The organism is Actinomadura sp. NPDC047616, from assembly GCF_040642915.1.
Classification (GTDB): Bacteria; Actinomycetota; Actinomycetes; order Streptosporangiales; family Streptosporangiaceae; genus Spirillospora; species Spirillospora miaoliensis.
In genome coordinates, this window is record NZ_JBEYTB010000011.1 from 159,386 (window position 1) to 183,518 (window position 24,133).

At 74.6% G+C, this 24,133-nt stretch carries 23 protein-coding genes; 12 read left to right on the plus strand and 11 right to left on the minus strand.

What is annotated here, in order from left to right; genetic code table 11:
- The first annotated feature begins 56 nt into the window (after positions 1-56).
- Positions 57-713 carry a TetR family transcriptional regulator gene (locus tag ABZ801_RS25670; protein WP_360702215.1) on the plus strand — a complete coding sequence of 219 codons (657 nt, stop codon included), beginning with the start codon at positions 57-59 and terminating at the stop codon, positions 711-713.
- Positions 710-2,284: an FAD-dependent monooxygenase gene (locus ABZ801_RS25675; protein ID WP_360702218.1), complete on the plus strand. Its 1,575-nt coding sequence runs from the start codon at positions 710-712 to the stop codon at positions 2,282-2,284. The genes ABZ801_RS25670 and ABZ801_RS25675 overlap by 4 nt, the downstream gene beginning before the upstream one ends.
- Here the strand turns inward: ABZ801_RS25675 and pcrA are convergent.
- From pcrA to dhaK, 4 genes are all read right to left on the minus strand, one after another.
- Positions 2,281-4,542, minus strand: coding sequence for a DNA helicase PcrA (gene pcrA, locus ABZ801_RS25680; RefSeq protein ID WP_360702221.1), 2,262 nt, complete (start codon positions 4,540-4,542; stop codon positions 2,281-2,283). The two genes, ABZ801_RS25675 and pcrA, sit on opposite strands and share 4 nt — an antisense overlap.
- A gap of 102 nt (positions 4,543-4,644) precedes the next feature.
- On the minus strand, positions 4,645-5,025 hold the full coding sequence (locus ABZ801_RS25685) for a phosphoenolpyruvate--protein phosphotransferase (protein ID WP_360702224.1): 381 nt from the start codon (positions 5,023-5,025) through the stop codon (positions 4,645-4,647).
- A 10-nt stretch (positions 5,026-5,035) separates the two neighbouring features.
- Positions 5,036-5,653, minus strand: coding sequence for a dihydroxyacetone kinase subunit DhaL (gene dhaL / locus ABZ801_RS25690; RefSeq protein WP_360702227.1), 618 nt, complete (start codon positions 5,651-5,653; stop codon positions 5,036-5,038).
- Positions 5,650-6,645, minus strand: coding sequence for a dihydroxyacetone kinase subunit DhaK (gene dhaK / locus ABZ801_RS25695; protein WP_360702230.1), 996 nt, complete (start codon positions 6,643-6,645; stop codon positions 5,650-5,652). The genes dhaL and dhaK overlap by 4 nt, the downstream gene beginning before the upstream one ends.
- Positions 6,646-6,744: 99 nt before the next feature.
- On the opposite strand from dhaK, the gene ABZ801_RS25700 reads away from it, so the two are divergent.
- The 3 genes from ABZ801_RS25700 to ABZ801_RS25710 are packed head-to-tail and all read left to right on the plus strand — an operon-like array spanning position 6,745 to position 8,903.
- On the plus strand, positions 6,745-7,467 hold the full coding sequence (locus ABZ801_RS25700) for a PIG-L deacetylase family protein (protein ID WP_344948044.1): 723 nt from the start codon (positions 6,745-6,747) through the stop codon (positions 7,465-7,467).
- Positions 7,468-7,491: 24 nt separating this feature from the next.
- Entirely contained in the window at positions 7,492-8,436 is a 945-nt protein-coding gene (locus tag ABZ801_RS25705; protein WP_360702233.1) for a nucleoside hydrolase, read from the plus strand.
- An 11-nt stretch (positions 8,437-8,447) separates the two neighbouring features.
- Positions 8,448-8,903, plus strand: coding sequence for an SRPBCC family protein (locus ABZ801_RS25710; protein WP_344947860.1), 456 nt, complete (start codon positions 8,448-8,450; stop codon positions 8,901-8,903).
- 8 nt (positions 8,904-8,911) lie between these two features.
- On the opposite strand, the gene ABZ801_RS25715 is transcribed toward ABZ801_RS25710, so the two are convergent.
- Positions 8,912-9,442, minus strand: coding sequence for an AAA family ATPase (locus ABZ801_RS25715; RefSeq protein WP_360702237.1), 531 nt, complete (start codon positions 9,440-9,442; stop codon positions 8,912-8,914).
- A gap of 118 nt (positions 9,443-9,560) precedes the next feature.
- Between ABZ801_RS25715 and ABZ801_RS25720 the strand changes: the two genes are divergently transcribed.
- Complete coding sequence (locus ABZ801_RS25720; RefSeq protein WP_360702240.1) at positions 9,561-10,739, plus strand: FAD-dependent monooxygenase; 1,179 nt, start codon at positions 9,561-9,563, stop codon at positions 10,737-10,739.
- 52 nt (positions 10,740-10,791) lie between these two features.
- Positions 10,792-11,715: a TIGR03564 family F420-dependent LLM class oxidoreductase gene (locus tag ABZ801_RS25725; RefSeq protein ID WP_360702243.1), complete on the plus strand. Its 924-nt coding sequence runs from the start codon at positions 10,792-10,794 to the stop codon at positions 11,713-11,715.
- 20 nt (positions 11,716-11,735) lie between these two features.
- Here the strand turns inward: ABZ801_RS25725 and ABZ801_RS25730 are convergent, their stop codons facing one another.
- Both ABZ801_RS25730 and ABZ801_RS25735 read right to left on the minus strand, forming a co-directional pair.
- Positions 11,736-12,365 (minus strand): response regulator transcription factor, encoded by a 630-nt coding sequence (locus ABZ801_RS25730; protein ID WP_344947850.1) that lies wholly within the window; start codon positions 12,363-12,365, stop codon positions 11,736-11,738.
- Positions 12,362-13,585: a PspC domain-containing protein gene (locus ABZ801_RS25735; RefSeq protein ID WP_360702247.1), complete on the minus strand. Its 1,224-nt coding sequence runs from the start codon at positions 13,583-13,585 to the stop codon at positions 12,362-12,364. Before ABZ801_RS25735 ends, ABZ801_RS25730 begins: the two co-directional genes overlap by 4 nt.
- Positions 13,586-13,718: 133 nt before the next feature.
- Between ABZ801_RS25735 and ABZ801_RS25740 the strand changes: the two genes are divergently transcribed.
- From ABZ801_RS25740 to ABZ801_RS25760, 5 genes are all read left to right on the plus strand, one after another.
- Complete coding sequence (locus ABZ801_RS25740; RefSeq protein WP_360702250.1) at positions 13,719-15,011, plus strand: PspC domain-containing protein; 1,293 nt, start codon at positions 13,719-13,721, stop codon at positions 15,009-15,011.
- Positions 15,004-15,225 (plus strand): hypothetical protein, encoded by a 222-nt coding sequence (locus ABZ801_RS25745; protein ID WP_360702253.1) that lies wholly within the window; start codon positions 15,004-15,006, stop codon positions 15,223-15,225. Before ABZ801_RS25740 ends, ABZ801_RS25745 begins: the two co-directional genes overlap by 8 nt.
- 58 nt (positions 15,226-15,283) lie before the next feature.
- Positions 15,284-15,370 carry a putative leader peptide gene (locus tag ABZ801_RS25750; protein WP_360702542.1) on the plus strand — a complete coding sequence of 29 codons (87 nt, stop codon included), beginning with the start codon at positions 15,284-15,286 and terminating at the stop codon, positions 15,368-15,370.
- 195 nt (positions 15,371-15,565) lie between these two features.
- Positions 15,566-16,885 (plus strand): dicarboxylate/amino acid:cation symporter, encoded by a 1,320-nt coding sequence (locus tag ABZ801_RS25755; protein WP_360702256.1) that lies wholly within the window; start codon positions 15,566-15,568, stop codon positions 16,883-16,885.
- 334 nt (positions 16,886-17,219) lie between these two features.
- On the plus strand, positions 17,220-17,894 hold the full coding sequence (locus ABZ801_RS25760; protein WP_344947837.1) for a response regulator transcription factor: 675 nt from the start codon (positions 17,220-17,222) through the stop codon (positions 17,892-17,894).
- On the opposite strand, the gene ABZ801_RS25765 is transcribed toward ABZ801_RS25760, so the two are convergent.
- From ABZ801_RS25765 to lanKC, 4 genes are all read right to left on the minus strand, one after another.
- Complete coding sequence (locus tag ABZ801_RS25765; protein WP_360702259.1) at positions 17,817-19,649, minus strand: ABC transporter ATP-binding protein; 1,833 nt, start codon at positions 19,647-19,649, stop codon at positions 17,817-17,819. The genes ABZ801_RS25760 and ABZ801_RS25765 overlap by 78 nt on opposite strands.
- Positions 19,650-19,654: 5 nt before the next feature.
- Entirely contained in the window at positions 19,655-21,355 is a 1,701-nt protein-coding gene (locus tag ABZ801_RS25770; protein ID WP_360702262.1) for an ABC transporter ATP-binding protein, read from the minus strand.
- A gap of 85 nt (positions 21,356-21,440) precedes the next feature.
- A complete protein-coding gene (locus ABZ801_RS25775; protein WP_360702265.1) occupies positions 21,441-21,551 on the minus strand; it encodes a SapB/AmfS family lanthipeptide in 111 nt (36 codons plus the stop codon).
- 4 nt (positions 21,552-21,555) lie between these two features.
- Positions 21,556-24,114: a class III lanthionine synthetase LanKC gene (gene lanKC / locus ABZ801_RS25780; protein ID WP_360702268.1), complete on the minus strand. Its 2,559-nt coding sequence runs from the start codon at positions 24,112-24,114 to the stop codon at positions 21,556-21,558.
- Positions 24,115-24,133: the final 19 nt, after the last annotated feature.

Sequence of the window (24,133 nt, forward strand, 5' to 3'; positions counted from 1 at the left end):
ATCTGCCGGTTTGGAAAGATTGCCGATGTGGCAAAGTTTTGGTTAGGGTCGGGGGTGTGAGTCATGAGCGATTCGTGGGCGAGGACGCGGCCTTGGGGTTGCGGGAGCGCAAGCGGCGTGAGACGCGGAGCGCGCTGAGCATGGCGGCCATCCGGCTGTGCGTGGAACGCGGCTGGGACAAGGTCACGGTGGACGACATCGCCGCCGCCGCGAACGTCTCGCCGCGCACCTTCCGCAACTACTTCTCCGGCAAGGCCGAGGCGGTGGCGTCCCGCCATGTCGACCGGGTGCTGCGGATCGCCGACGAGCTGCGCGCGCGTCCGGCCGGTGAGCCGCTGTGGGACTCGATCACGGGCGCGGTGCTCGCCGAGTTCGCGCCCGCCGACTCCGCCCCGCGCGGCGGCCTGGCCCACGACCGCCGCTGGCAGGACGCGGTGCGGCTCATGCTGGCCGACCCGGCGCTGCACGGCGAGATCGTCAAGGCCAACGCCGCCGCCCAGGACGAGCTGGCCGCGGCGATCGCCGAGCGCACCGGCCTGAACCCCGACCGCGACCTGTACCCCAAGCTCGCCGCCGCCGCGGTCTGCGCGGCCATCGGCGTGGCGACCGAGCACTGCCTGCGCGCCGACGAGCCGACGCCGCTCGGCCCCGTGCTGCGCGAGGCGTTCGACCGGCTGACCGCGGGCCTGCCCGCCCCAGGAGGAGACCGATGAACACCGATGTCGTCATCGTCGGAGGCGGCCCGACCGGGCTGATGCTGGCCTGCGAGCTGCGCCTGGCCGGGGTGCGGCCGCTGGTGCTGGAGCGCCTGCCCGAGCCGAGCGGCGTGCCCAAGGCCAACGGGCTGCTCGGGCAGGTCGTGCGGATGGTCGACCGCCGGGGCCTGTACGAGCGGCTCGCCGGAGCGCCCGGGCCGCCGCAGCCGAACTCGGCGTACTTCATGTTCGCCGCGATGCCGCTGAACCTGAGCCTGCTGGACGAGAGCCCGCTCTACGCGCTGCCCGCCACGCAGCGGCACATCGAGCAGGTGCTGCAGGAACGCGCCGCCGACCTCGGCGCCGAGATACGGCGCGGGCACCGGCTCGTCGCGTTCGCCCAGGACGACGACGCGGTCACCGCCGAGGTCGAGGGCCCCGACGGCCCGTACCGTGTCCGCGCCCGCTACCTGGTCGGCGCGGACGGGGCTCACAGCGTCACCCGCAAGCGGTCCGGCATCGGCTTCCCCGGGATCACCTATGACCGGACGACCAGCCGGACGGCGCACGTCACCGTCCCCGCGGGCTGGATCGACCCGGCGACGGGCGCGCTGGACGTGCCCGGATACGGGCCCGTCCCGCCGTTCCTGCCGCGCCGCACCGAGCACGGCACCTTCTCCTACGCGCCGTTCCCCGGGCGTCCGCCGCTGGTCAGCACCACCGAGTGGGACCAGCCCGAGCCCGAGGGCCCGATGACCCTGGACGAGCTGCGCGCCAGCGTCCGCCGCGTCCTCGGCGCCGACGTGCCGTTCGACCCGCCCGCCGGGGACGGGCCGCACGTGCTGCGCCGGCTGAGCGGCGGCAACACCCGGCTGGCCGAACGCTTCCGCGCCGGCCGGGTCTTCCTCGTCGGCGACGCCGCGCACGTGAGCGCGTCGGGCGGCTCCGGCCTGAACCTGGCCCTGCAGGACGCGGTCAACCTGGGCTGGAAGCTCGCCGCGGCGGTCCGTGACGCCGACCCGCCCGGGCTGCTGGACAGCTACGACGCCGAACGCCGCCCCGCCGCGCGCCGCATGGCCATGCTGGCGCAGGCGCAGGCCGCTCTGACCGCGCCGGGAAGCGACGTCACCGAGCTGCGCGAGCTGTTCGCCGAACTGCTGGCCGACCCCGGCACCGTGGCGCGCCTGGCCGCCCTCACCGCGGGCTCCGACGTCCGCTACGACATGGGCGCGGCCGACGCGCATCCGCTGACCGGCCGTTTCGCCCCCGACCTCGATCTACGCACGCCGGCCGGCGCCGTCCGGCTCGCGGAGCTGACCGCGACCGCGCGGCCCCTGCTCATCGACCTGACCGAGGACGCGTCGGCGGCGCGGGAGACCTCCGGCTGGGACGGCCGCGTGCAAGTGGTCGCCGCGCGCCCCGAAGATCCCGACGCCGTGTCCGTCACGGCGCTGCTGCTGCGGCCCGACTGCCATGTGGCGTGGGCGTCGTCGTCCCCCCGTCCGGACACCGCGGAACTGGACGCCCTGCGCGCCGCCGCGGCACGCTGGCTCGGACTGCCCGAGCCGGCCCGCCACGCCGAACGCTAGAGCTTCTCGACGGGGGCGTAGCGCAGGACGAGGCGCTTGACCCCGTACTCGCCGCCGAAGTCGATGCTGGCCGCGGCCCGCTCGCCCGCGCCGTCCACCGAGACGACCGTGCCGAGCCCGAACGAGTCGTGGGTGACCTTGTCGCCCGGGGACAGCGACGGGACGGCGCGGTTGCCCGGCGACCGCGTGCCGGGACGGGCCGCCAGCGACGCCATGGCCGGGGACGAGGTGGACGACGCCGCGCGCTCCCACCGCAGCAGGTTGCCGGGCACCTCGGCCAGGAACCGGGACGCCGGGTTGACCTGCGGCGCGCCCCACGAGCTGCGCATCGCCGCACGCGTCAGGTAGAGCCGCTGGCGGGCGCGCGTGATGCCGACGTAGGCGAGGCGGCGCTCCTCCTCGAGCTCCTTGGGGTTGCTCATGGCGCGCAGGTGCGGGAAGACGCCGTCCTCCATGCCGGTGAGGAACACCACCGGGAACTCCAGGCCCTTGGCGGTGTGCAGGGTCATCAGGGTGACGACGCCCTGGTCGGTCTCCTCGGGCTGCTCGCCGGGCGGCAGCGGGGCGCTCTTGGCGCCGCCGGGGATGGAGTCGGCGTCGGCGACGAGGGCCACCTGCTCCAGGAAGTCGACCAGGCGCCCCTGGGCGGGCTCCTCGTCCAGTCGATCTTCGAACTCGCGGGCGACGGCCTCCATCTCGTGCAGGTTCTCCACGCGGGTCTCGTCCTGGGGGTCCTTGGACGCCTGCAGCTCGGCCAGGTAGCCGCTCTTGCGCAGCACCGACTCGATCATCTCGGCCGGGGTGCGGTCGGGGACCTCGCCGCGCAGCTCCTCCAGCAGCGCCACGAACTCGCGGACGGCGTTGATGGAGCGGGTGGCCATGCCCGGCACGTCCTCGGGACGGCGCAGCGCCTGCCAGAACGAGATCCGCTCGCGGGAGGCGTACGCCTCGACGCACGCCTCGGCGCGGTCGCCGATGCCGCGCTTGGGCACGTTCAGGATGCGCCGCAGCGAGACGGTGTCCTCAGGGTTGACCAGGACGCGCAGGTAGGCCAGCAGGTCGCGGACCTCCTTGCGCTCGTAGAAGCGGACGCCGCCGACGACCTTGTAGGGCAGGCCGACGCGGATGAACACCTCTTCGAACACGCGCGACTGGGCGTTGGTGCGGTAGAACACCGCCACGTCGCCGGGGCGGGCGTCGCCCGCGTCGGTGAGCCGGTCGACCTCGTGCGCGACGAACGCGGCCTCGTCGTGCTCGTTGTCGGCCACGTAGCCGACGATCGGGTGGCCCTCGCCCTGGTCGGACCACAGCTTCTTGGGCTTGCGGTCGGCGTTGCGCTCGATCACCGCGTTGGCCGCCGACAGGATCGTCTGGGTGGAGCGGTAGTTCTGCTCCAGCAGGATCGTCGTGGCGTCCGGGTAGTCGCGCTCGAACTCCAGGATGTTGCGGATGGTGGCGCCGCGGAAGGCGTAGATCGACTGGTCGGCGTCGCCCACCACGCACAGCTCGGCCGGGCCGACCCCCTCGACCGGCGCGGTCAGCTCGCGCACCAGCTCGTACTGGGCGTGGTTGGTGTCCTGGTACTCGTCGACCAGCACGTGCCGGAACCGGCGCCGGTAGTGCTCGGCGGCCTCCGGGAACGCCTGCAGCAGGTTGACCGTCAGCATGATCAGGTCGTCGAAGTCCATGGCGCCGGCCTGCTGCAGCCGCGCCTGGTACATCTCGTAGGCCTCGGCGAGCGTCTGCTCCATGTGCGAGCCGGCCCGGGACTTGAACGTCTCGTAGTCGATCAGCTCGTTCTTCAGGTTGGACACCTGGGCGCTGAACGAGCGGGGCGGGTAGCGCTTGGGGTCCAGGTCGAGCTCGCGGCAGACCAGGGCCATCAGCCGCTGCGCGTCGGCCTGGTCGTAGATCGAGAAGCTGGAGGGGAAACCGAGCCGCTTGGCCTCGCGGCGCAGGATCCGCACGCACGCCGAGTGGAAGGTCATCACCCACATGGCGCCGGCCCGCGGCCCCACCAGCGCCGACACGCGCTCGCGCATCTCCGCGGCGGCCTTGTTGGTGAACGTGATCGCCAGGATCTGCCCGGGATGCACGTCCCGCTCGGCCAGCAGGTGGGCGACGCGGTGGGTGAGCACGCGCGTCTTGCCCGACCCGGCGCCCGCGACGATCAGCAGCGGGCTTCCGGAGTGCACGACCGCGGCGCGCTGCTGCGGGTTCAGGCCGTCCAACAGGGGATGGGCATGCGTGTTCGACATCATGTGCGAGTGTACGGCGCCCGTCCGACGTTCTCGTCCTTTCGCTCGGGTCCGGCGGCGCCCCGGCGGTCCTGCGACCAGGTCTTGCGACCAGGCTTGTGATCAGGTCTTGCGGTGCCCTCGGGCGGCCTCGGCCGCCTGGACGACGGTGCGCAGGTCCGCCCCGGTGGCGGCCATCGACGCGGCGGCGACGGCGCCCTCCACCAGGGGCGCGTCGGCGAGGACGACGCCGGTCCCGGCGTCCGCCACGAACGCCTTGGCCGTCAGGACGGAGCTGCCGAGGTCGGCCAGCACCACCACGCCGTCGCCGCCGTCGGCCGCGCGCACCGCCCGTTCCAGCCGCTCCATGCTGGTGCCCAGGCCGCCGTGGACGTCACCGCCGGCGGGCTCCACGACGGCCTTGCCGACGCCCATCGCCCGTGCCACCTCGGCGACGCCCTCGGCCAGCGTCCGGCTGTGCGCGATCACCACGATCCCGACCATCCCGGCCCCCTCAGGCGTCTTCGGACGCCACGTCGGCGAGCGCCCGGATGAGGAGGGCGGTGGACACGGCGCCGGGATCCAGGTGCCCGATGCTGCGCCGGCCCAGATAGCTGGCACGGCCCTTGCGGGCCTGCATCGGCACCGTGGCCTGCGCGCCGCGTTCGGCCGCGTCCGCCGCCGCCCGCGCGCACGCCGCCAGGTCGCCCCCGGCCGCCAGGGCCTGCTCGTAGGCGGCGACGGCGGGGGCCAGCGCGTCCACCATCGTCTTCTCGCCCTCCTCGGCCTCGCCCAGCTCCTGGACGCACCCCAGCGCGGCCCGCAGCGCGGCGCCGAGCCTGGCCGCGTCGACCTCCGTGGCGTCGCCCAGCTCCTTGCCCGCCCGGCGCACCGCCATCCCGTACAGCGGGCCGGACACCCCGCCGGTCCTGGACACGATCGCCCGTCCCGCCAGGACCAGCGCCCGGCCGGGCGTGGCGTTCTCCGGCAGCGCCTCCACGGCCGCGGCGAACCCGCGGTCGAGGTTGTGGCCGTGGTCGCCGTCGCCGATGGCCGCGTCCAGCCGGGACAGCCGCTCGGCCTCCGCCGCGATCATCTCGGCCGCCCGCCGCATCCATTCCAGGACGTTCACCGGCCCCACCTCAGCGCGGGGGTCTCGACGGGGGCGTCCCACAGGCGGGTCAGCTCGGGGGTGAGGCGGCACACCGAGATCATGCAGCCGGCCATCTCCAGGCTGGTGACGAACGCGCCGACCAGGCTCCGCGCCACGGTGGCGCCGTGCCGCTCCAGCCACTCGGCCGCCGCCGCGTAGGCGATGTACTGCTCCATCAGCGGGGTGCCGCCCATGCCGTTGACCAGCACCAGCACCTCGGCGCCGCGCAGCGGCACGTCCGCGTCGATCGCGGTGAGCGCGACGTCCACGATCTCGGCGGCCGGCATCATCCTGACGCGCTCGCGGCCGGGCTCGCCGTGGATGCCGATGCCCAGCTCGATCTCGTCCTCGCCGAGCCGGAACATGGGCTCCCCGACGGCCGGCACCGTGCAGGACGACAGCGCCACCCCGAACGAGCGGGTGCGCTCGTTGACCTCCCGCGCCACGTCCGCGACCTGTGCCAGGCGGGCGCCCTCCTCGGCCAGCGCCCCGGCGATCTTCTCGACGAACAGCGTGCCGCCGGTGCCGCGCCGCCCGGCGGTGTGCACGGCGTCCTCCACGGCGACGTCGTCGTTCACCACCGCCGCGGCGACCTCGACCTCCTCGTCCTCGGCCAGCTCGGCGGCCACCCGGAAGTTGAGCACGTCGCCGGTGTAGTTCTTGACGACGTGCAGCACGCCCGCGTCGCCGTGCACGGCGAGGGTGGCGGCGAGGATCTGGTCGGGCACCGGCGAGGTGAACACCTCCCCGGGCGCCGCCGCGTCGAGCATGCCGTACCCGACGAACCCGGCGTGCAGGGGCTCGTGGCCGGAGCCTCCGCCCGAGACCAGCGCGACCTTCCCGGGGCGCGGCGCGTCGGCCCGCACGACGGTCCTGCCCTCCGGGTCCACCCGCAGCGAGGGATGCGCGGCGGCCAGGCCGCGCAGCGCGTCGGCGACCACGTCCGCCGGGGCGTTGATGAGTTTGCGCATGTGCGGTTCCTTACCCTCGCGGGCTGGCGCGTCCCAGGCCCGAGTGGCGACCATGGCGGCAGGCACGCGACCTCCGGTTAGGGTGATCTTGTGACGAATGTGCTCGACGACAGTGAGGTGCGGCGCGTCCTGGCGGTGATGGCGCATCCGGACGACGTCGACTTCGGCGCGGCCGGGACGATCGCCGGCTGGACCTCCCGCGGCATCGAGGTGACGTACCTGATCGTCACCGACGGCGACGCCGGGGGGTTCGACGACGGCATGACCCGCGCGGAGATGGGCGCGCTGCGCCGCGACGAGCAGCGCGCCGCGGCGGCCTGCGTCGGCGTCGACGACGTGCGGTTCCTCGGCTATCCCGACGGGCTGCTGGAGCCGACGTTCGACCTGCGCCGCGACATCGCCCGGGTGATCCGCCAGGTGCGGCCCGACCGCGTCGTGATGCCCAGCCCGGAACGCAACTACGAGCGGATCTACCCCAGCCACCCCGACCACCGGGCGGTGGGCGCGGCCGCCCTCGACGCGGTGTACCCCGACGCGCGCAACCCCTACGCCTACCCCGAGCTGCTGGCCGACGAGGGCCTGGAGGCGTGGACGGCGCGGGAGGTGTGGCTCAGCGGCGGTCCCACCGTCAACCACTACGTGGACGTCACCGACAATTTCGACCGTAAGCTGGCGGCGTTGAAGTCCCACGTCACCCAGACCGCGCACATGGGCGAGGGCCTCGCCGAGATGCTGCGCGGCTGGCTGGGGGCCAACGCGGCCGCCGCGGGCCTTCCGGACGGCCGCCTGGCCGAGCCCTTCCAGGTGGTCGACACCGCCTGATCCGCACAACCTCCGAGGAGTTCCGTGCCCGCCATCCTGTTCGACTGCGACACCGGCATCGACGACGCGATCACCCTGCTCTACCTGGCGTCCCTCGTGCGCGAGGGGAAGGCGGAGCTGGTGGGCGTGGGCACCGTGCACGGCAACGTCGACCCGGACTCCGGCGCCCTCAACACGTTGCGGGTGCTGGAGCTGGCGGGTCTGCACGAGGTGCCGGTGGCGGTGGGCGCGGCCCGTCCCATGGCGCAGGACGTGCACTACGCGCTGGACTGGCACGGCACCGACGGGCTCGGCGACACCGGGCTGCCCGACCCGGCGGGGCGGCCGGTGGACGAGGCGGCGGCGGCGCAGATCGTGCGGCTGGCCCGGTCGCGGCCCGGAGAGCTGACGCTGCTGGCCACCGGGCCGCTGACCAACCTCGGCGCCGCCCTGCTGCTCGACCCCGAGCTGCCGGCGCTGGTGCGCGAGGTGGTCATCATGGGCGGCGCGTTCGACCACCCGGGCAACATCACCACGCACGCCGAGGCCAACATCTGGCACGACCCCGAGGCCGCCGACCTGGTGTTCGCCGCGGACTGGCCGATGGTGCTGGTCCCGCTGGACGCCACCCACCCGACCGCGGTGGGCGACGCCTGGCTGGACCGCCTGTCCGCGCACGACTCGGAGCCGGCCCGGTTCGCCACGAAGATCCTGGAGTTCTACGTGACGGCCTACACCCCGACGCTCAAGCGCCGGGGCGCGGTCATCCACGACGCGCTGGCCGCCATGCTGGCCGTCGACCCTGGGCTCGGCGAGTACGCCGAACGGCCGGTGCGCGTGGAGCTGCGCGGTGAGCTGACCCGGGGCACGACCGTGTGGGACGCCCGGTCGCTGCCCGCCGACGACGAACGCCGTCCGGTCAGGGTCGCCGTCGGCAGTGACGTGACGGCCTTCCAGGAACGCCTTCTCGCGTCCATCCTGTCCTTGTGACGGGAGGGCGCATGCAGTACGAGGTCGAGGCCACCGCCACGTCCACCGCGACCGCCGAGGCGATCTTCAAGCACCTCAGCGTGGCGGAGGCGTGGAACGAGTGGGGCCGTTTCCCGGCCGCGACCCGGATCCGCGAGGGCGACGAGGTGCCCAACGGCGTGGGCGCCATCCGGAAGATCGGGGGCGCGCGCGAGAAGGTCGTGGCGTACGACCCGCCCCGGCACTACGGGTACGTGGTGGTGTCCTGGATGCCGCTGCGGGGTTACCGGGCCGACGTGACGATGGAGCCCCACGGCCCGTACACGCTCGTCCGCTGGCGTGCGGTGTTCGAGCCGAAGTACCGGATCACGGGGGCGATCGCGCGCTTCGTCATGCGGCGGGTGATGCGCTCGTTCGCCCGGCGCCTGGCCTGGCACGCCGGGCACTGCGAACCGGGCTGCCCGGCGCGCCTGCCCAGCGCGCACTAGGCGTACCACTAGGCGTATGGGGTGGCCCGCGCCAGGATCTCGTCCACGGTCTCGTCGACGGTCTGGTCGGAGGTGTCGAGCCAGAGGCCGATGCGGGGGGTCGTCTCGCGCAGGCCCCGGTCGAGCTGGGCGACGGTGAACGTTCCGTAGGCGCGTTTGGCGCGGCCCGCCTCCCGGGCGGCGACGGCCTCCGCCCTGGGCGCGAGCACCACCACGTACAGCGGGCGGGTGCGGACGCGTCCGGCCAGCCACGGCAGCCACTCCCCCAGCACCACGTCCTGGAGGACGGCCGTGAAGCCCTCGTCGGCGTAGGCGTCGGCGGCCTGGGCGGCCAGCCGGTAGCGGAGGCGGAGCTGCGCGAGGGCGTCCGGCGACGGCTCCGGCGTCATCTCCGCGCGCCCGTTCACGACGAACCGCCGGAACGCGTCGCCCCGCACATGCGCCGACCTCGGCAACCGCTCGGCCAGCGCCTGCGCCACCGTGGACTTGCCGGACGCCTGCACGCCCGTGATCAGGTAGACCGCCCCGCCCGTCGTCATGCCTTCATGATCGCGCGGCGCGGTCAGTGCGCGGTGCGCCGGCCGTGCGCGGGCGGTCAGCGCGGCCCGCGAGCCTACGGGAGGTAGGCGGGAGCAGGCGATCCGAAGGAGAGTCCCGATGACCGACGCGAAGGTGCTGATCTGCGGCGCGAGCATCGGCGGTCCCGCGCTGGCGTACTGGCTGGTGCGGCACGGTTTCGACGTCACGGTGGTGGAGCGGGCGCCGGGGCCGCGTCCCGGCGGGCAGGCGGTCGACGTGCGCGGGCCGGCCCTGGACGTGGCCGAGCGGATGGGCGTGCTGGCGGAGATCCGCGCGGCGTCCACGGGGATGCGCGGGATGTCGATGGTCGACGCCGACGGCGCGGAGATCTTCCGCAGCGAGGAGCACACGCTCAGCGGCGGCGACCTGGCCTCGCCGGACGTGGAGGTGCTGCGCGACGACCTGGCCGCGATCCTCATGCGGGCCGCGGGCGGGGAGGTGGAGTACCTGTTCGACGACTCCCCGGCGGCCGTGGAGCAGGACGAGCACGGCGTCGACGTGGTGTTCGCCGGTGGGGGGCGGCGCCGGTTCGACCTGGTCGTCGGCGCGGACGGGCTGCACTCCACCACCCGGCGGCTGGTGTTCGGGCCCGAGTCGGACTTCATCACCCATCTCGGAACGTACGTGGGCGTGTGGAGCGCCCCGAACTTCCTCGGCCTGGACCGCTGGCAGGTGTTCCACCAGACGCCGGACGGCTGGGGCGGCGGTGTCCTGACCGCCCGCGACAACACCGAGCTGCGGGTCTACCTGGGGTTCGAGAGCGCGACGCCGCTGGAGTACGACCACCGCGACGTGGCCGGGCAGAAGCGGATCCTGGCCGAGCGGCTCAGGAACGCCGGCTGGGTGATCCCGCGGCTGCTGGAGCACATGTGGGACGCGCCGGACTTCCACTTCGACTCCATGGCGCAGATCCACATGGACTCCTGGTCGCACGGCCGGGTGGCGCTGCTGGGCGACGCGGGCTACTGCGGGTCGCCGCTGTCGGGGCAGGGCACGTCCATGGCGATGGTCGGCGCGTACGTGCTGGCCGGGGAGCTGAAGGCGGCGGGCGGCGACCACCACGCCGCGTTCGCCGCGTACGAGAGCGAGCTGCGCGGCTACGTCACCGCCAACCAGGAGCTGGCGCTGACCAACAAGCGCCGCGTGGAGGCGCAGCAGGCGGCCGAGGCGGGCGACACCGAGGCGGCCGCGGCGCTGGCCGAGGGCCTGGCCGACTTCACCGACGTGGTCGGCTCCTTCAAGCCGAAGGACTACTGATCTCGAATTGCCGCTAGGGAATACCGGGATGCGGGCGGAGGTTGCGGCTGCCATGACGATCGGTGTTGTGCTGTATCCGCCCGCGTCCGGGAACCTCGTCGACGACCTGGTGGCGAAGGCCAAGGAGGCCGAGGCCGCCGGCCTGCGGTCGGCCTGGTTCGCCCAGCAGTTCGCCTACGACGCCATCGGCGTCGCCGGGTTGGTCGGCCGGGAGGTTCCCGGCCTGGCGGTCGGGACGTCCGTGGTCCCGATCTTCGCCCGCCATCCGATCCTGGTCTCCAGCCAGGCGCAGACCGCGCAGGCCGCCGCGCACGGGTCCTTCCACCTCGGGCTGGGGCTCGGGGCGCAGTCGTTCGTGGAGCCGGTGTTCGGCGTCCCCTACGACCGGCCGGTGACCCGGCTGCGCGAGTTCCTGACGGCGTTGCGGTCGCTGCTGGAGACCGGTGCCGCCGACTTCCGGGGCGAGACGGTCACCGCCGCCCCGCCGCTGCCGGCGAGCGTGCCCGGGGCGACGCCGCGCGTGCCGGTGCTGGTCGCGGCCATGGCGCCGCAGGCGTTGCGCGTCACCGGGGAACTGGCCGACGGGACGCTGCCGTTCCTGGCCGGCCCGCGCGCCCTCGGCGAGCACATCGTCCCGGCGATCACGGCGGCGGCGGAGCGGGCGGGCCGCCCGGCGCCGCGGATCGTCGCGGCGGTGGCCGGAGTGGTGACCGACGACGTCGACGCGGCGCGCGAGGCCGCCGCCCAGGCCACGTCCTTCTACGACCGGATCCCGTCCTACCAGCGGGTCGTCGCGCTGGAGGGCGCGGCCAAGGCGGCGGAGCTGGTCGAGATCGGCGACGAGAAGGCGGTGACGGCGGCGGTCCGGCGCTACTTCGACGCGGGCGCCACCGAGGTGGTGTTCACCCAGACCGACCTGGTGGGGGAGGACGCCCGGGCCCGCACGTGGCGGCTGCTCGGCGAGCTGGCCGGCTGACCGGTACGGCGCTGACCGGCTCAGACGAGGCGGCGGGCGGCGGCCCAGCGGGACAGCTCGTGCCGGTTGGACAGCTGGAGCTTGCGCAGCACGCTCGACACGTGGCTCTCGACCGTCTTGACCGAGATGAACAGCTCCTTGGCGATCTCCTTGTAGGCGTAGCCGCGGGCGATCAGCCGCAGCACCTCGCGTTCGCGCTGGGTGAGCTGGTCCAGCTCGGGATCGACGGCGGGCACGTCGGTGGCGGCGAACGCGTCCAGCACGAAACCGGCCAGCCGGGGCGAGAACACCGCGTCCCCCTCGGCCACGCGGGCGATCGCGTCGGTCAGCTCCGGACCGGAGATCGTCTTGGTGACGTACCCGCGGGCGCCGCCCCGCACCACGCCGATGACGTCCTCGGCGGCGTCCGACACCGACAGCGCCAGGAACCGGGACGGCACCGACCCGTGCAGCCGCCGCAGCACCTCGATGCCGCCGCCCCCGGGCAGGTGCACGTCCAGCAGCACCACGTCCGGCCTGGTCGCGCGGATGACCGTCACCGCCTCGTCGACGTCCCCGGCCTCCCCCACGATCTCCACGGCGTCGCCCAGCTCGGCCTTCACGCCGGTGCGGAACATCTGGTGGTCGTCGACCAGGACTACCCGCTTCATGACTTCTTGATCTCCAGTCGTACCTCGGTGCCCTCGCCCGGCGCCGTGCGGACGCTGGCGCGGCCTCCGTTGCGCTCCATACGTCCGATGATGGACTGCCGCACGCCCATCCGGTCCTCGGGGATGGCGTCCAGGTCGAACCCCTTGCCGCGGTCGCGGACGAAGACGGCCACGTCGTCGCCCTCGACCTCCCCGTACACCGACACCGACGGCGCCTCGGCGTACTTGGCCGCGTTCACCATCGCCTCCCGGGCGGCCTGCAACGCGGCGGCGAGCCGTTCGTCCAGCGCCGTGTCGCCCACGCAGACCACCTCGATGGGGACGCCGTGGTCGTCCTCGACCTCCCCGGCCAGTTCGCGGATGGCGGCGGCGAACGTGCGGTCGGGGTCGGAGCGCGGCTGGTAGAGCCAGGCGCGCAGGGTGCGCTCCTGGGAACGGGCCAGCCGCTGCACCTCGCGCGCGTCGTGCGCGTTGCGCTGGATGAGCGTCAGGGTGTGCAGCACCGAGTCGTGGATGTGCGCGGCCAGCTCGGCGCGTTCCTGGGAGCGGATGCGCTCGTGCCGTTCGGCGTCCAGGTCCTGCCAGAGCCGCACCACCCACGGGGTGGCGATGACCGCCACGCCGGTCAGGATGATCAGTGTGGCGATCAGGACGGCGCGGGCCTCGCCCGGGTCGACGCGCTGCGCGACGAACCCGCCGATGCCGCCGACCACCAGCACCAGGCCGAACAGGCTGCGCAGCCACCTCTGCCGCAGCGGCACCACCCAGCGCTGCCGCTGGCCGCGGTCGGCCTGCTGCCACAGCACCGCCACGCCGACGCCCCCGGCGATCACCGGCCACAGCGCCGCCCGGGCCAGCCCGGTGCTCCAGGTCAGCGCGGACAGGCCGATCGCCACCGCCCCGTAGGCCAGCAGCTGCACCCAGTCGTGGCGGGCCGTGCGGGTCGAGTCCTCCGCGCGCGGCACCATCAGCCAGAACACCCAGTAGACGGCGACGCCGAGGCCGCTGGCGACCGTCAGCAGCACGAACGCGGACCGGACGACGACCGGGTCGATCCCCAGGTGCGCGGCCAGGCCCCGGCACACCCCGGCCAGCAGCGCGCCGTCGGGGCGCCGCTCCAGCCGCGACGGGCCGGATGGCCGCGCCGACGGCCGCCCGGACGGTTCGCCCGGCTTCTCACCAGACGTCCGCCCGTTCGTCGTCGATTCCGCGTCCTCCACGACGTCGATCGTCACATGCCGGTCAGCCCGGACGCATCCGGGCGGCACCCCTATCCCCGGAGGGCATCATCAGGGTCGGTTCAGGGGCGTCCCGGATACCGCGCGGGGAGCGGGTGCGGCCACGATGGTGACCATGACCGACGAGCGCATCGCGACCGAGCGCCCCACCGCCGCGGCGAACGGCCACGTCCGGCTGTTCCGCAGCCCGGAACGCCGCGTCCTGGCCGGCGTGTGCACGGGCCTGGGCCGGCATCTGGGCATCGACCCGGTGGTGCTGCGCGTGGCGTTCGCGGTGCTCACCCTGGCGGGCGGGCAGGGCGTGTGGCTGTACGTGGCGGGCGTGCTGGTCATGCCGGGGTCCCCCGAGGACGCCGCCCCGGCCGAGAAGCTGCTGCGCCGCCGCTTCGACGCCGCCGGGGCGCTGTCGATCCTGGGCGCGTTGCTGTGCGTGACGACGGGGTTCCAGCTGATCGGCGGCTGGGTCTCCACCAACATGATCGCGGTGCTGACGGTGTTCGGGCTGGTGCTGCTGGTCGCGCACGCCCGCGGCGTGGACCTGACGGCGGCCGTGCGGGCCCTGCCGGAGCGGCTGCAGGGCCATCCGGTGGACGCGCCCGCGCCGTCGCGGGGCGAGAGCGTGTCGCTGGAGAAGGACGGGGTCTCGTTGCGTAAGGACACCACGGCCGCGCCGGGCGGGGGCCTGCCCGAAGGCATGGTCGATCTCGCCGTCGTCGGGACGCGGCACCGGACGGCGGCACCGGAGCCTCCTGTGGACGAGGCGCCGCCGCGCAAGGCGGCGGCCGCCGCGGCCAGGCAGACCTCGCCCGTGACCGCCGTGACGCTGCTGGCGGCCCTGGCGGTGGGCGCCGCGATGGTGCCGGTGGCCCGCGCCTACCCGGGCCCGGACGCCACGCTGATCGTGGGGTCCGCGGCATTGGGCGTCGTCGCCATCGGGCTGGTCCTGGGCGGCTGGTTCCGCGCCCGCGGCCTGGCCACGGTGGGGACGCTGCTGACGTTCGCGCTGCTGACGACCTCGGTCGCGGCCGAGGCGCCGCGCGACCTGCGCTACGGCGACGTCGAGTGGCGTCCCCTCGACGGCACCCGGGTCGAGCACGAGTACAAGGTGGGCGTCGGCTCGGCCAGGCTCGACCTGAGCGACACCCGGTTCACCCCCGGGCAGCGGGTGAACGTCAACGTCCAGGTGACCTTGGGCGAGCTGAAGGTGACGGTGCCGCGCGCCGCCCGCGTCGAGCTGGACGCGCGGGTCGCCCTGGGCGACCTGCGGGTGGACGGCCGCACCGTCGCCGGCCCCGGCGCGCGGGCGACCGAGGTGCTGGAGCCCGAGGGGGCGGGCCGGGCCAATGTCCCGGTGATCGCCCTTCGGGTACGCGGGCGGTTCGGGCACGTGGAGGTGACCCGTGCCTGACCGGCGTCCCGCACCGACCGGCCCCCGCCGCCGCCTCGACCCGAGCGGCCCCGTGATCGGCGTGTTCTTCCTGGTGGTCGCCGCGGTGTTCATGGCGAACGGGTTCGGCGGGCGTCCCGTCGCCGATCTCGGACTGCTGGTCCCGGCGCTGCTGGTGGGGCTGGGCGTGGCCGGCATCGTCCGGGTGCTGACGCGGTCGCGCCGCCCGAAGTGATCAAAATCACTCCGCCTCCCGGGAAGACGGGAAGCGGACATCGCGGTTGACTGTGGCCGTGAGGATCCCCCCGAAGAGCGTCCTGCTCGTGGCCCGGCTGCACGTCGACCTGTGCCGCCTCGCCAGCCTGCTCTGTTGCCGCTGACCGGCCCTCCGCCTTCTCCTCCTCCTTCCCATCCCCCTGCCGCATCCCTGAGACGCCCACGGGCGCCGCCGTGTCGACGCGCGCCGATCCGCGCTGACGCGCCGTGATCGCCTGGCCGTGTGCCGGCGGCGCGCGGTCGCACGCGGTCGCACGCCTTCGCCTCGGGATGCGCGAAAGCTCCCTGGAGAACCTTCCATGAACGTACGCGTCTGGAAATGGCAGTTCTGGCAGCAGATCGTGCTGGCCCTCGTCCTCGGCGCCGCCGTCGGCGCCCTGATCAACACCTTCGGCGACGGCGGGGCGATCGCCGAGGACTGGCTCGACCCGTTCGGCGGCGTCTACGTCAGCCTGCTGAAGGTCGTGGTGGTGCCGCTGGTGTTCGCCGCGATCGTGGTCAGCGTGGGACGGCTGCGCGGCGTCGGCGGCGTGGCCCGGCTCACCGCCAAGACCCTCGGCTGGTTCGTGGTCACCTCGGCCATCGCCACCGCGGTCGGCCTGACCGTCGGCCTGCTGGTGCGTCCCGGCGAGGGGCTCGGACGGCTGGCGTCCGAGAGCACCGAGACCGACCCCGTCACCTGGACCCAGGTGCTGGAGAACCTGTTCCCGTCCAACATCGTCAACGCCATGTCCGAGGGCAACGTGCTCGGCGTGGTGACGTTCGCGGTGCTGTTCGGCGCCGCGCTGGTGGCGGTCGGCGAACGCGGCGAGCGGCTGGCCGCCCTGGCCGACGACCTGTACGCGGTCATGCAGAAGATCGTGTGGTGGGTGGTGCGGCTCACCCCCGTGGGGTCGTTCTTCCTGATCGCCTCGGTGGTGGCCACCTACGGCCCCGACTCGCTCGCCCCGCTGGCCAAGTTCACCGGCGCCATCTACCTGGCCGTGGCGATCATGCTGCTGGTCGGCTACCCGGTGCTGCTGCGCGCGTTCGGCCGCGTCTCGCCGGTGAAGTTCCTGCGCAACTCCTGGCCCGCGATCCAGTTCGCGTTCGTGTCGTCCTCGTCGCTGGCCACGCTGCCGATCGCGCAGCGGGTGTCGGTCGAGCGGAACGGGGTGCGGAGCGAGTACGCCAGCTTCGCCCAGCCGCTCGGCGCGACCATCAAGTTCGACGGCTGCGGCGCGATCTACCCGGCCGTCGCCGCGATCTTCGTCGCCCAGTACACCGGCGTGTCGCTGGGGCTGGCCGACTACGCGCTGATCGCGCTGGCCGCGGTGATCGGGCAGCTCGGCACCGGCGGCACGCCCGGCCCGGCGCTGGTCGCGCTGACCCTGACGCTGACCACCGTCGGCCTGCCGCTGCAGGCGGTCGGCTACCTGATCGCCATCGACAAGGTCATCGACATGGCCCGCACGGCGCTGAACGTGACCGGCCAGCTCACCGTGCCCGTCCTGGTGGCCCGTTCCGAGGGCCTGCTGGACGACGAGGTGTTCAACGCTCCCCCGGCCGACCTGACCGCCGCCCCGGCCGAGCCCGCCGCCGGGGAGCGCCCCCGCGACGCCGTTCCCGCCACGGTCTGACCCGTCCGCGGGCGGTGCCGGCACACGCCCGGCACCGCCCGCCGCGGGCCCCCGTGACGGTCCTGCCGCCGGGGGTGAAATTGTCACGGTAGAAATCGTTTGAGGCCGATCCTGGCCCGTATTGGACGAGGCGTTTCCCTTCGGCCCCGGCCCGGCCGCCGGAGGGCGTTCACCTGCGGGGTCGTCCCCGGCGGGCAGACCACGTCCAAACATTGCGTTCCGACAGCAATTGATACCGCTGAGTACCGGTAGAACTCTACGGTGTGATCGGTTGACGCGGAGATTGTCGTCGTCTTCACTCGCGCCCACTGACCCAGCCCAGTCAAGGTGAGCGATGAACGATCTCGTCCGTGCCCGTGAACGTTCGGAGAGACCCGGGGCGGCGCCCCCGGAAGGAGAGAACACGATCCGGATACTGGTGGCCGAGTCCGTCCCCCTGCTGCGCGGCGGGCTGGTCGCCCTGCTCAACGGGGTGCCGGGGCTCAAGGTGGTGGCGGAACTGGGGGCGGGCCTGCGGATGGCGCCGCTCGGCCGTCTCTACCGTCCCGACGTCGCACTGGTCGACGTCGACCTGCCGGACCTCGACGGGTTCGCCGCGGCGCGGCGGCTGCGCGAGGCCGTGCCCGACTGCCCGGTCATCCTGCTGACGGCCCACCGCCGCGCCGGCGCGCTGCGGCGCGCGGCCGAGGCGCGGGCCGCGGGCCTGCTGGCCAAGGACACCTCCCCCGACGCGCTGGTCGGCGCCATCCGGCAGGTGGCGGCCGGACGCCGGGTGGTGGACCCCGACCTGGCGTTCGGCGAGCTGGACGCGGGCGAGGGGCCGCTGACCGAACGTGAGCGGGAGGTGCTGGCGCTGGCCGCGCAGGGCGCGACGGCCGCGCAGATCGCCGAGGAGCTGGTGCTCACGATCGGGACGGTCCGCAACCACCTGTCACGGATCAACCGCAAGATCGGGGCCCGTAACCGGGTGCACGCCATCCGGATCGCCGAGGAGGCCGGCTGGCTCTGACATCGCCGCCCGCCGGGTGCCGGGACGGGCCCCCGTGGTCCAGTGGCCGACCAGGTCGCGGTAGAGGGGGCTGTCCGCCAGCAGCTCGGCGTGCGTGCCGAGCCGGGCCCGGGTGCCGTCCAGCACCAGGACCCGGCGGGCGCGCAACGCCGAACTGATGCGGTGGGCGATGACGACGAGCGTCCCGGGCCGCCGGGCCAGCGCCTCCTCCGCGCGGGCCTCGGCGGTGGGGTCCAGGTGGCAGCCCGCCTCGTCCAGGACCAGCAGCGGCATCGGCGCCAGGTGGGCCCGCGCCAGGGCGATGAGCTGGCGTTCTCCCGCCGAGAGCGCCGCGGGGTCGACGCGTCCGCCCAGGCCGCCGAGCCGCTGGGCGAGCGCCGTCAGGCCGACGGCGTCGGCCGCGCGTCCCACCGCGTCGTCGGCGGCGTCCGGGCACAGGTAGGCGATGTTGTCGCGCAGCGACCCGGTGAAGACGTACGCCTCCTGGGGGATCAGGACCCGCCGCCGGGGGTCGCCCGGGGGCGCGCCGCCGACCCGCACCCGGCCTTCGTCCGGCGTCACCACGCCCGCGATGAGGGACGCCAGCGTCGACTTGCCGATGCCGCTCGGCCCCACCACGGCCAGATGGTCGCCCTGCGGGATCGTCAGGGTCAGGTCACGGATCACCGGTTCGGCTCCGGGGCCGTAGGCGAACGTCACCGACCGCAGTTCGACGGCGGGAGCGTCCGCGCCCACGCTCGCGTCCGTGGCCCCTGACGGCGCGCTCAGGGCGGCAGGCGGGTCGTCGGGGCCGCCGGTCTCCATGATGCGGGCCAGCGTGACGGCCAGGCGCAGCCCCCCGGCGCCCATGCCCTGGACGAGGGTGTGCAGCGCGGGTTGCAGCCCGTGCAGCACGTAGGTGAGCCCGCCGAGGATCGTGCCGGGGGTGGCGCCGTGCCGCAGCAGCCACGGCGCGGCCGCCAGGATCAGCAGCAGCGGCAGCCACCCGCCGACCGCCACCGCCAGGGCGCGGGCGGCCGCCATGCGCGCCACCGCGCGGCCCGCCGCGGCCTGGGCGTCCACCTCCCGGCCCAGCGCGGCAAGCACCCGTTCCTCGCCACCGCACGCGGTCACGTCCCGCAGCCCCTCGGCCAGGGCCGAGGTCCGCTCGGCGATCCCCTCCTCGCCGACGATCAGCTCGCGCTGGCGGGCCGCGGCGGTGCCCAGCAGCGCGGCGAACAGCGCCAGCCCCAGCAGCAGCGGCGGGACGACCAGCACCAGCATCCACGGCATCAGCGCCAGCAGCCCGGCGAACGCGCCCGCCGCCGCCACGGCGAAACCGCGCAGCACGACGAGCAGCCCGCCGAACGCGTCGCGGACGATCTCCACCTGGTGGGTGAGCCGGGCGACCGCGCCGGTCTCCGCGCGTCCGCGCAGCGACCGGTGCACCGCGCCGCGCGTCACCCGGTGGACGAGATCGTCGCGGAACGGCTCGACGATGCCGGCGAGCGGCCGGTAGAGACGCCGCGTCCCGAACGCGCCCACGAGCGCCGCCGCCGCCAGCACCCCCAGCCACGCCGCCGCGCGCCCCGGACGGTCGGCGGAGAACGCGTCGACCGCGCGTGCGACGGCGAGCCCGAACAGCGCCTGCGGGGCCGCCTCCCACACCGACCAGAACGCCAGCGCCGCCGCCGCGCGCGGACGGGCGCGCACCGCCCCGGCCAGCGTCGCGATCAGGCGGGCCGGGCGAGGCCCCTCCGCGGGCGCCCCGGTCAACGACTTCACGGTGCTTCGGCTCCGAAGACGGCACGGTAGGCGGGGTCGTGCCACAGCAGGTGGTGCTCGCCGTACGCCCGGACGCGGCCCCCGTCCAGCCAGGCCACCAGGTCGGCGCGGGCGGCGGTCCCGGCGCGGTGCGCGATGATCAGGCGGGTGCGGTCGCCGAGGCCCGCGCCGCCCCCCGAGCCGCCGAGCAGCGCGTCGGTGATCTGCATCTCGGTGGCGGTGTCCAGGCTGGACGTCGCGTCGTCGAGCACCAGCAGGCGCCCGGCGTGCGCGAACGCCCGGGCCAGCCCGAGCCGTTGCAGTTCCCCGCCGGACAGCGGCGCGTCCCCGGGCGGTGTCGCGTACCCGGCGGGCAGGCGCCGGATGAACGCGTCGGCGCGTGCGGTGCGCGCGGCCTCCCGCACGCGCGGCGCCGCCGGCCGTGCGAGCCCGAACCCGATCGCGTCCCGCAGCGTCTCGCCGAACAGGGCGGGACGGGCGAACGCGTACCCGACGGCGCCGCGCAGCGCGGGCCGGCTCAGGTCGCGCAGCGGCACGCCGTCCAGCAGGATCTCGCCCGCGTCGGGGTCGGCGAGGCGTCCGGCCAGCGCGGCCAGCAGCGACTTGCCGGTGCCCGAGCGGCCCACCACCGCCACGGCGGCGCCGCCCGGCACCACCAGGTCGACGCCGTCGAGCACGCCCGCGGCCGCGACGCCCCGAAGCTCCAGGCGGCCGGGGCCGGGCGGCAGTCCGGACGTGCCGTAGGTCAGCGTGGGGCGTTCCAGGATCTCGGCGGCGCGCGCGGCTCCCGCCCGTGCCCGCCCCAGGCGCAGCAGGTGCGTCACCACAGGGCCGAACCCCGCCGCCAGCCCCGCGTACTGCACCGCCGCGATGAACTCCCCAGGGGTGATCCGGGCGGTCATCAGCTCCATCCCGGCCACCGCGACCACCGCCACCTGCAGCAGCAGCAGCGCCAGCAGGCCGCGTGCGGCGACGTCGCCCTGGGTGCGCCACATGCGGCGGCCCTCGTCGGCCAGCTCGGGGAGGGGTTCCAGGACGCGCCGCACCTCGCGTTCGGGCGTCCCGGCGGCGGCGATCGTGCGCGCCCCGTTCAGCGCCTCGGTCAGGCGTGCCGCGATCGCGCCCTGCACGTCGAGGTAGCGGTGGGCGGTCGCGGTGATGTCCCGGACGAACAGCCGCAGCAGCAACGCGATCAGCGGAAGCGCCACGACGATGGCCAGCGCGATCCGCCAGTCGGTGACGACCAGGACGGCCAGCGCGCCGACCGGCGGCACCAGCGCGGCCGCCGCCTGGGTCAGCGCCGCGGGCGCCACCCCGGCCTCGGCGGCTCCGCCGACCACGCGGCTGGTCACCTCGCCCGGCGGCAGCCGCAGCCCCGGGCCCGCCGCCAGCACGTGCCGCACGAGCGTGTGCCGCAGCCACGCCGTGGCCCCGGCGGTGCCGGACCCGGCCGCCAGCTCGGTGCACGCCTCCGCCGCCGCGCCCGCCGCCACCAGGACCGCGCACAGCCACAGCGCGGACGCCGCCGCGCCGCCTCCGCCGAGGAGGGCGTCGACCGTCCGGGCCAGCACCAGCGGCAGCACGGTGATCGCGACCGCGTCCGCCAGAGAGGCCACCGCGAGCAGCGCCGTCCAGCCGCCGCCGCGCCGGGCGGCGCGCCGCAGCAGCCGATCCGCTGAGACCGTGGCCGTCGTCATGAAGTCCTCGAAACATGAAGTTTTCGAAGCGCCGGCATGGGGGCGGCCATGGCCCGGAGAGGGGCCATGGCCGCCCTGACTGCCGTTACAGGCAGATCGTGATGCTGTGGGAGCTGTGGCAGAGCAGGCTCAGGCTGCTGTTGCCGCCGCCGCCGGTGCTCTCGCTCACCATCCCCTGCAGGTCGAGAAGCGCCATGACTTCACCCCCTCTCGGGCTGGATAGAGGTGGCCGCCGTGGAGGCCTCCACGGGGGGAACATGGGCCGGGCCCAGGAACGGCAGCCCCACGGGGCGGTCGTGCAGGGCCGAGCCGAGGGCGAGCAGGACGCCCGCCGTGCCGGTCGCCAGGTCCATCGACAGCCGGTACATGTGCTCGCCGGGCATGGCCAGGCCGCCGCCGTACGGCAGGGCGTGCCAGGCCAGGTCGCGGACGTGCCGCGCCACCAGCGGGTCGTGCCGGTCGTGCCGGGCGAGGTAGAACAGCATGCCCGCGCGTCCGCTGAACAGGGACGGCTGGGCGTAGTAGCGGGACGCCGCGGCGACGCGGATCGCCGCACGCGCCTCGGTGAACCGCTCGTCGTCCGGCCGCACCGCCAGGTACTCGTCGATGACCAGGCCGATGCCGACGCTGCCGCGCCCCAGGTAGGGCAGCACGCGGTGCTCCTGGTCGACGTGCAGCGCGCTGTTGCGGTCGGTCGCGCAGGCGTCCAGGTCGCGGCGCAGCGCCGCCGCCGCGTGGTCCAGGCAGGCCGGGTCGCCCGTCCGCTCGTACCGGCGGACGAACATCAGCGCCTCGCCCGCGCCGCCGTACAGCAGGCCGGGCCGGGGGCTGTGGTCGGTGGCGGCGCTCCGGCCAGCGACGATCTCCGCGGCGCGGGCGGCGGGTTCGCGCAGCGCGTCCTCGCCGGTGACGTCCGCCAGATGGTCGAGGACGAGCGCGTAGCCGGGCAGCCCGCCGTACAGGTCGGTGCCCAGGCGCTCCCACTTCTCCTCCAGGCAGTGCGCGGCCGCGGCGAGCGCCGCGTCGACGTGCCCGAGGCCGGCCAGCACGTACGCCACGCCCTGCAGGCCGTCGAACAGGCCCAGGCCCGTGCCGCGCGGCGGGTCGGACGCGCGGGCGGCGAGCCACTCCTCGTACTCGGGGAAGCGGCCGGCGCCGGTCTGCTCCAGCGCGTACAGCACGCCAGCCGCGCCGTGCGCGATGCCGAGCGCTGCCCCGCCGAACTGTTCCACGTCACCGGGGAACAGCCGGTCGGCGCGGCCGGGCGTGGCACTGGCGACGATCGCGCGGCGCAGCTCCTCGCGGGCGCGCCGCCACCCCGGCGGGTCGGGGCTGAACGAGGGGAGCACGGGCGTCGTCCCGCGGGTGATCTCCTCGACCGCCTCGTCCAGGAACTCGCGCGGGACGGGGAAGTACTCGGCGATCAGGTCGGCCAGCTGCCGCGCCTTGCCGCGGTCGAGCACGAACAGCGTCGTCATCGGCGCGAACAGCGCCAGCCGCAGGCACGCCAGGCTGTAGCGGTCGACGTCGGCGCCCCGCCGGTCGGGCGGCGCCAGGAACGCCGGGTTGGCCAGCGTCTGGCGGGCGTTGTCGGCGGCGGGCGCGGCCACCTCGAAGTCGATCAGCGCCACCGAGTCGTCGGGACGCACCATGACGTTGAACATGTGCAGGTCGTTGAACACCACGCCGCGCTCGTGCATGGCGTGCACGACCCGTTCCACACCCTCGTACACCCGCAGCGCCCACGCGGTGTACGCGGCGACCCGCCCGGGGTCGGGATCGGGGTCGAGCATCGGGTGGCGCTCGGCGAAGAAGGTGTTGAGGGTGCGTCCCTCCACGAAGTCCTGCACGAGGAAGTGGTGCTCGCCGAGGGTGAAGTGGTCGCGGGCGCGCGGCACGCCCTCGATGCCCTCCAGCAGCCGCAGCGTCTCGCGCTCGCGGGCCAGGCGCTCCACCGCGTCGGCGCCGTCGGCGGCCAGCCCCGCGTAGGGCCGGGCCTCCTTGAGGACGACCGTCTCGCCGGTGCGGGTGTCGGTCGCCGCGTACACGCCGCCGCCGTTGGAGAAGTGCAGCGCCCGGTCGATCCGGTAGGGCAGGTCGGCGGTCGTCGTGGCGGCGCGCGCGGCCAGGTGCGGTTCCAGGCAGCGCGGCGGCGTCACCCACTCGGGCACCCGGAACACCGGCTCGCGGCGGTCGGGCACCAGCTCCCCGGCGGGCGTCTCCATCGCCGGGACGAGCTGTCCGCGCTCGTCCAGGCAGCGCCGCTCGGCGAACCCGCCGTACCGCACGTACAGCGGCCCGTCCCCGATGCGCAGGTCGCTGAGAATGTACGGGCCGGGCAGCCCGGCGACCCGTTCGCCCAGGTCGGTCAGGACGCGTTCGAGTTCCTCGTCGCCGGCCGGATAAATGGTGACGAGTTTTCCGCTGGCGCCGCGCGGCGCGTATTTCGCGTTGCGCATCCGCAACGCGGCCGGGCCGCGCAGGTGCTTGAACTCGATGCCGTTGGCGACACAGTAGTCCCAGACGTGGTCCAGCACCTTGTCGGCGCTTTCCGCGCACCCGGAGACGTGCACCTTCCAGCCCTGGAAGGGGGCCCGCTGAACCGGGGGAACGTACACCGTCCATTCGTCCCCGGGCACCTGGCGCCAGCCGTCCGGCAGCGGCCGGCGGCAGATGGCGAAATCGGTCTCCGCGGTGGCCGGCGGGGCGTCGTAGAAATGCGTGTCGGTCAGGCAGTAGAGCTCGTACCTCTTGTCCACGTCCGACGCCTCTCCTCCG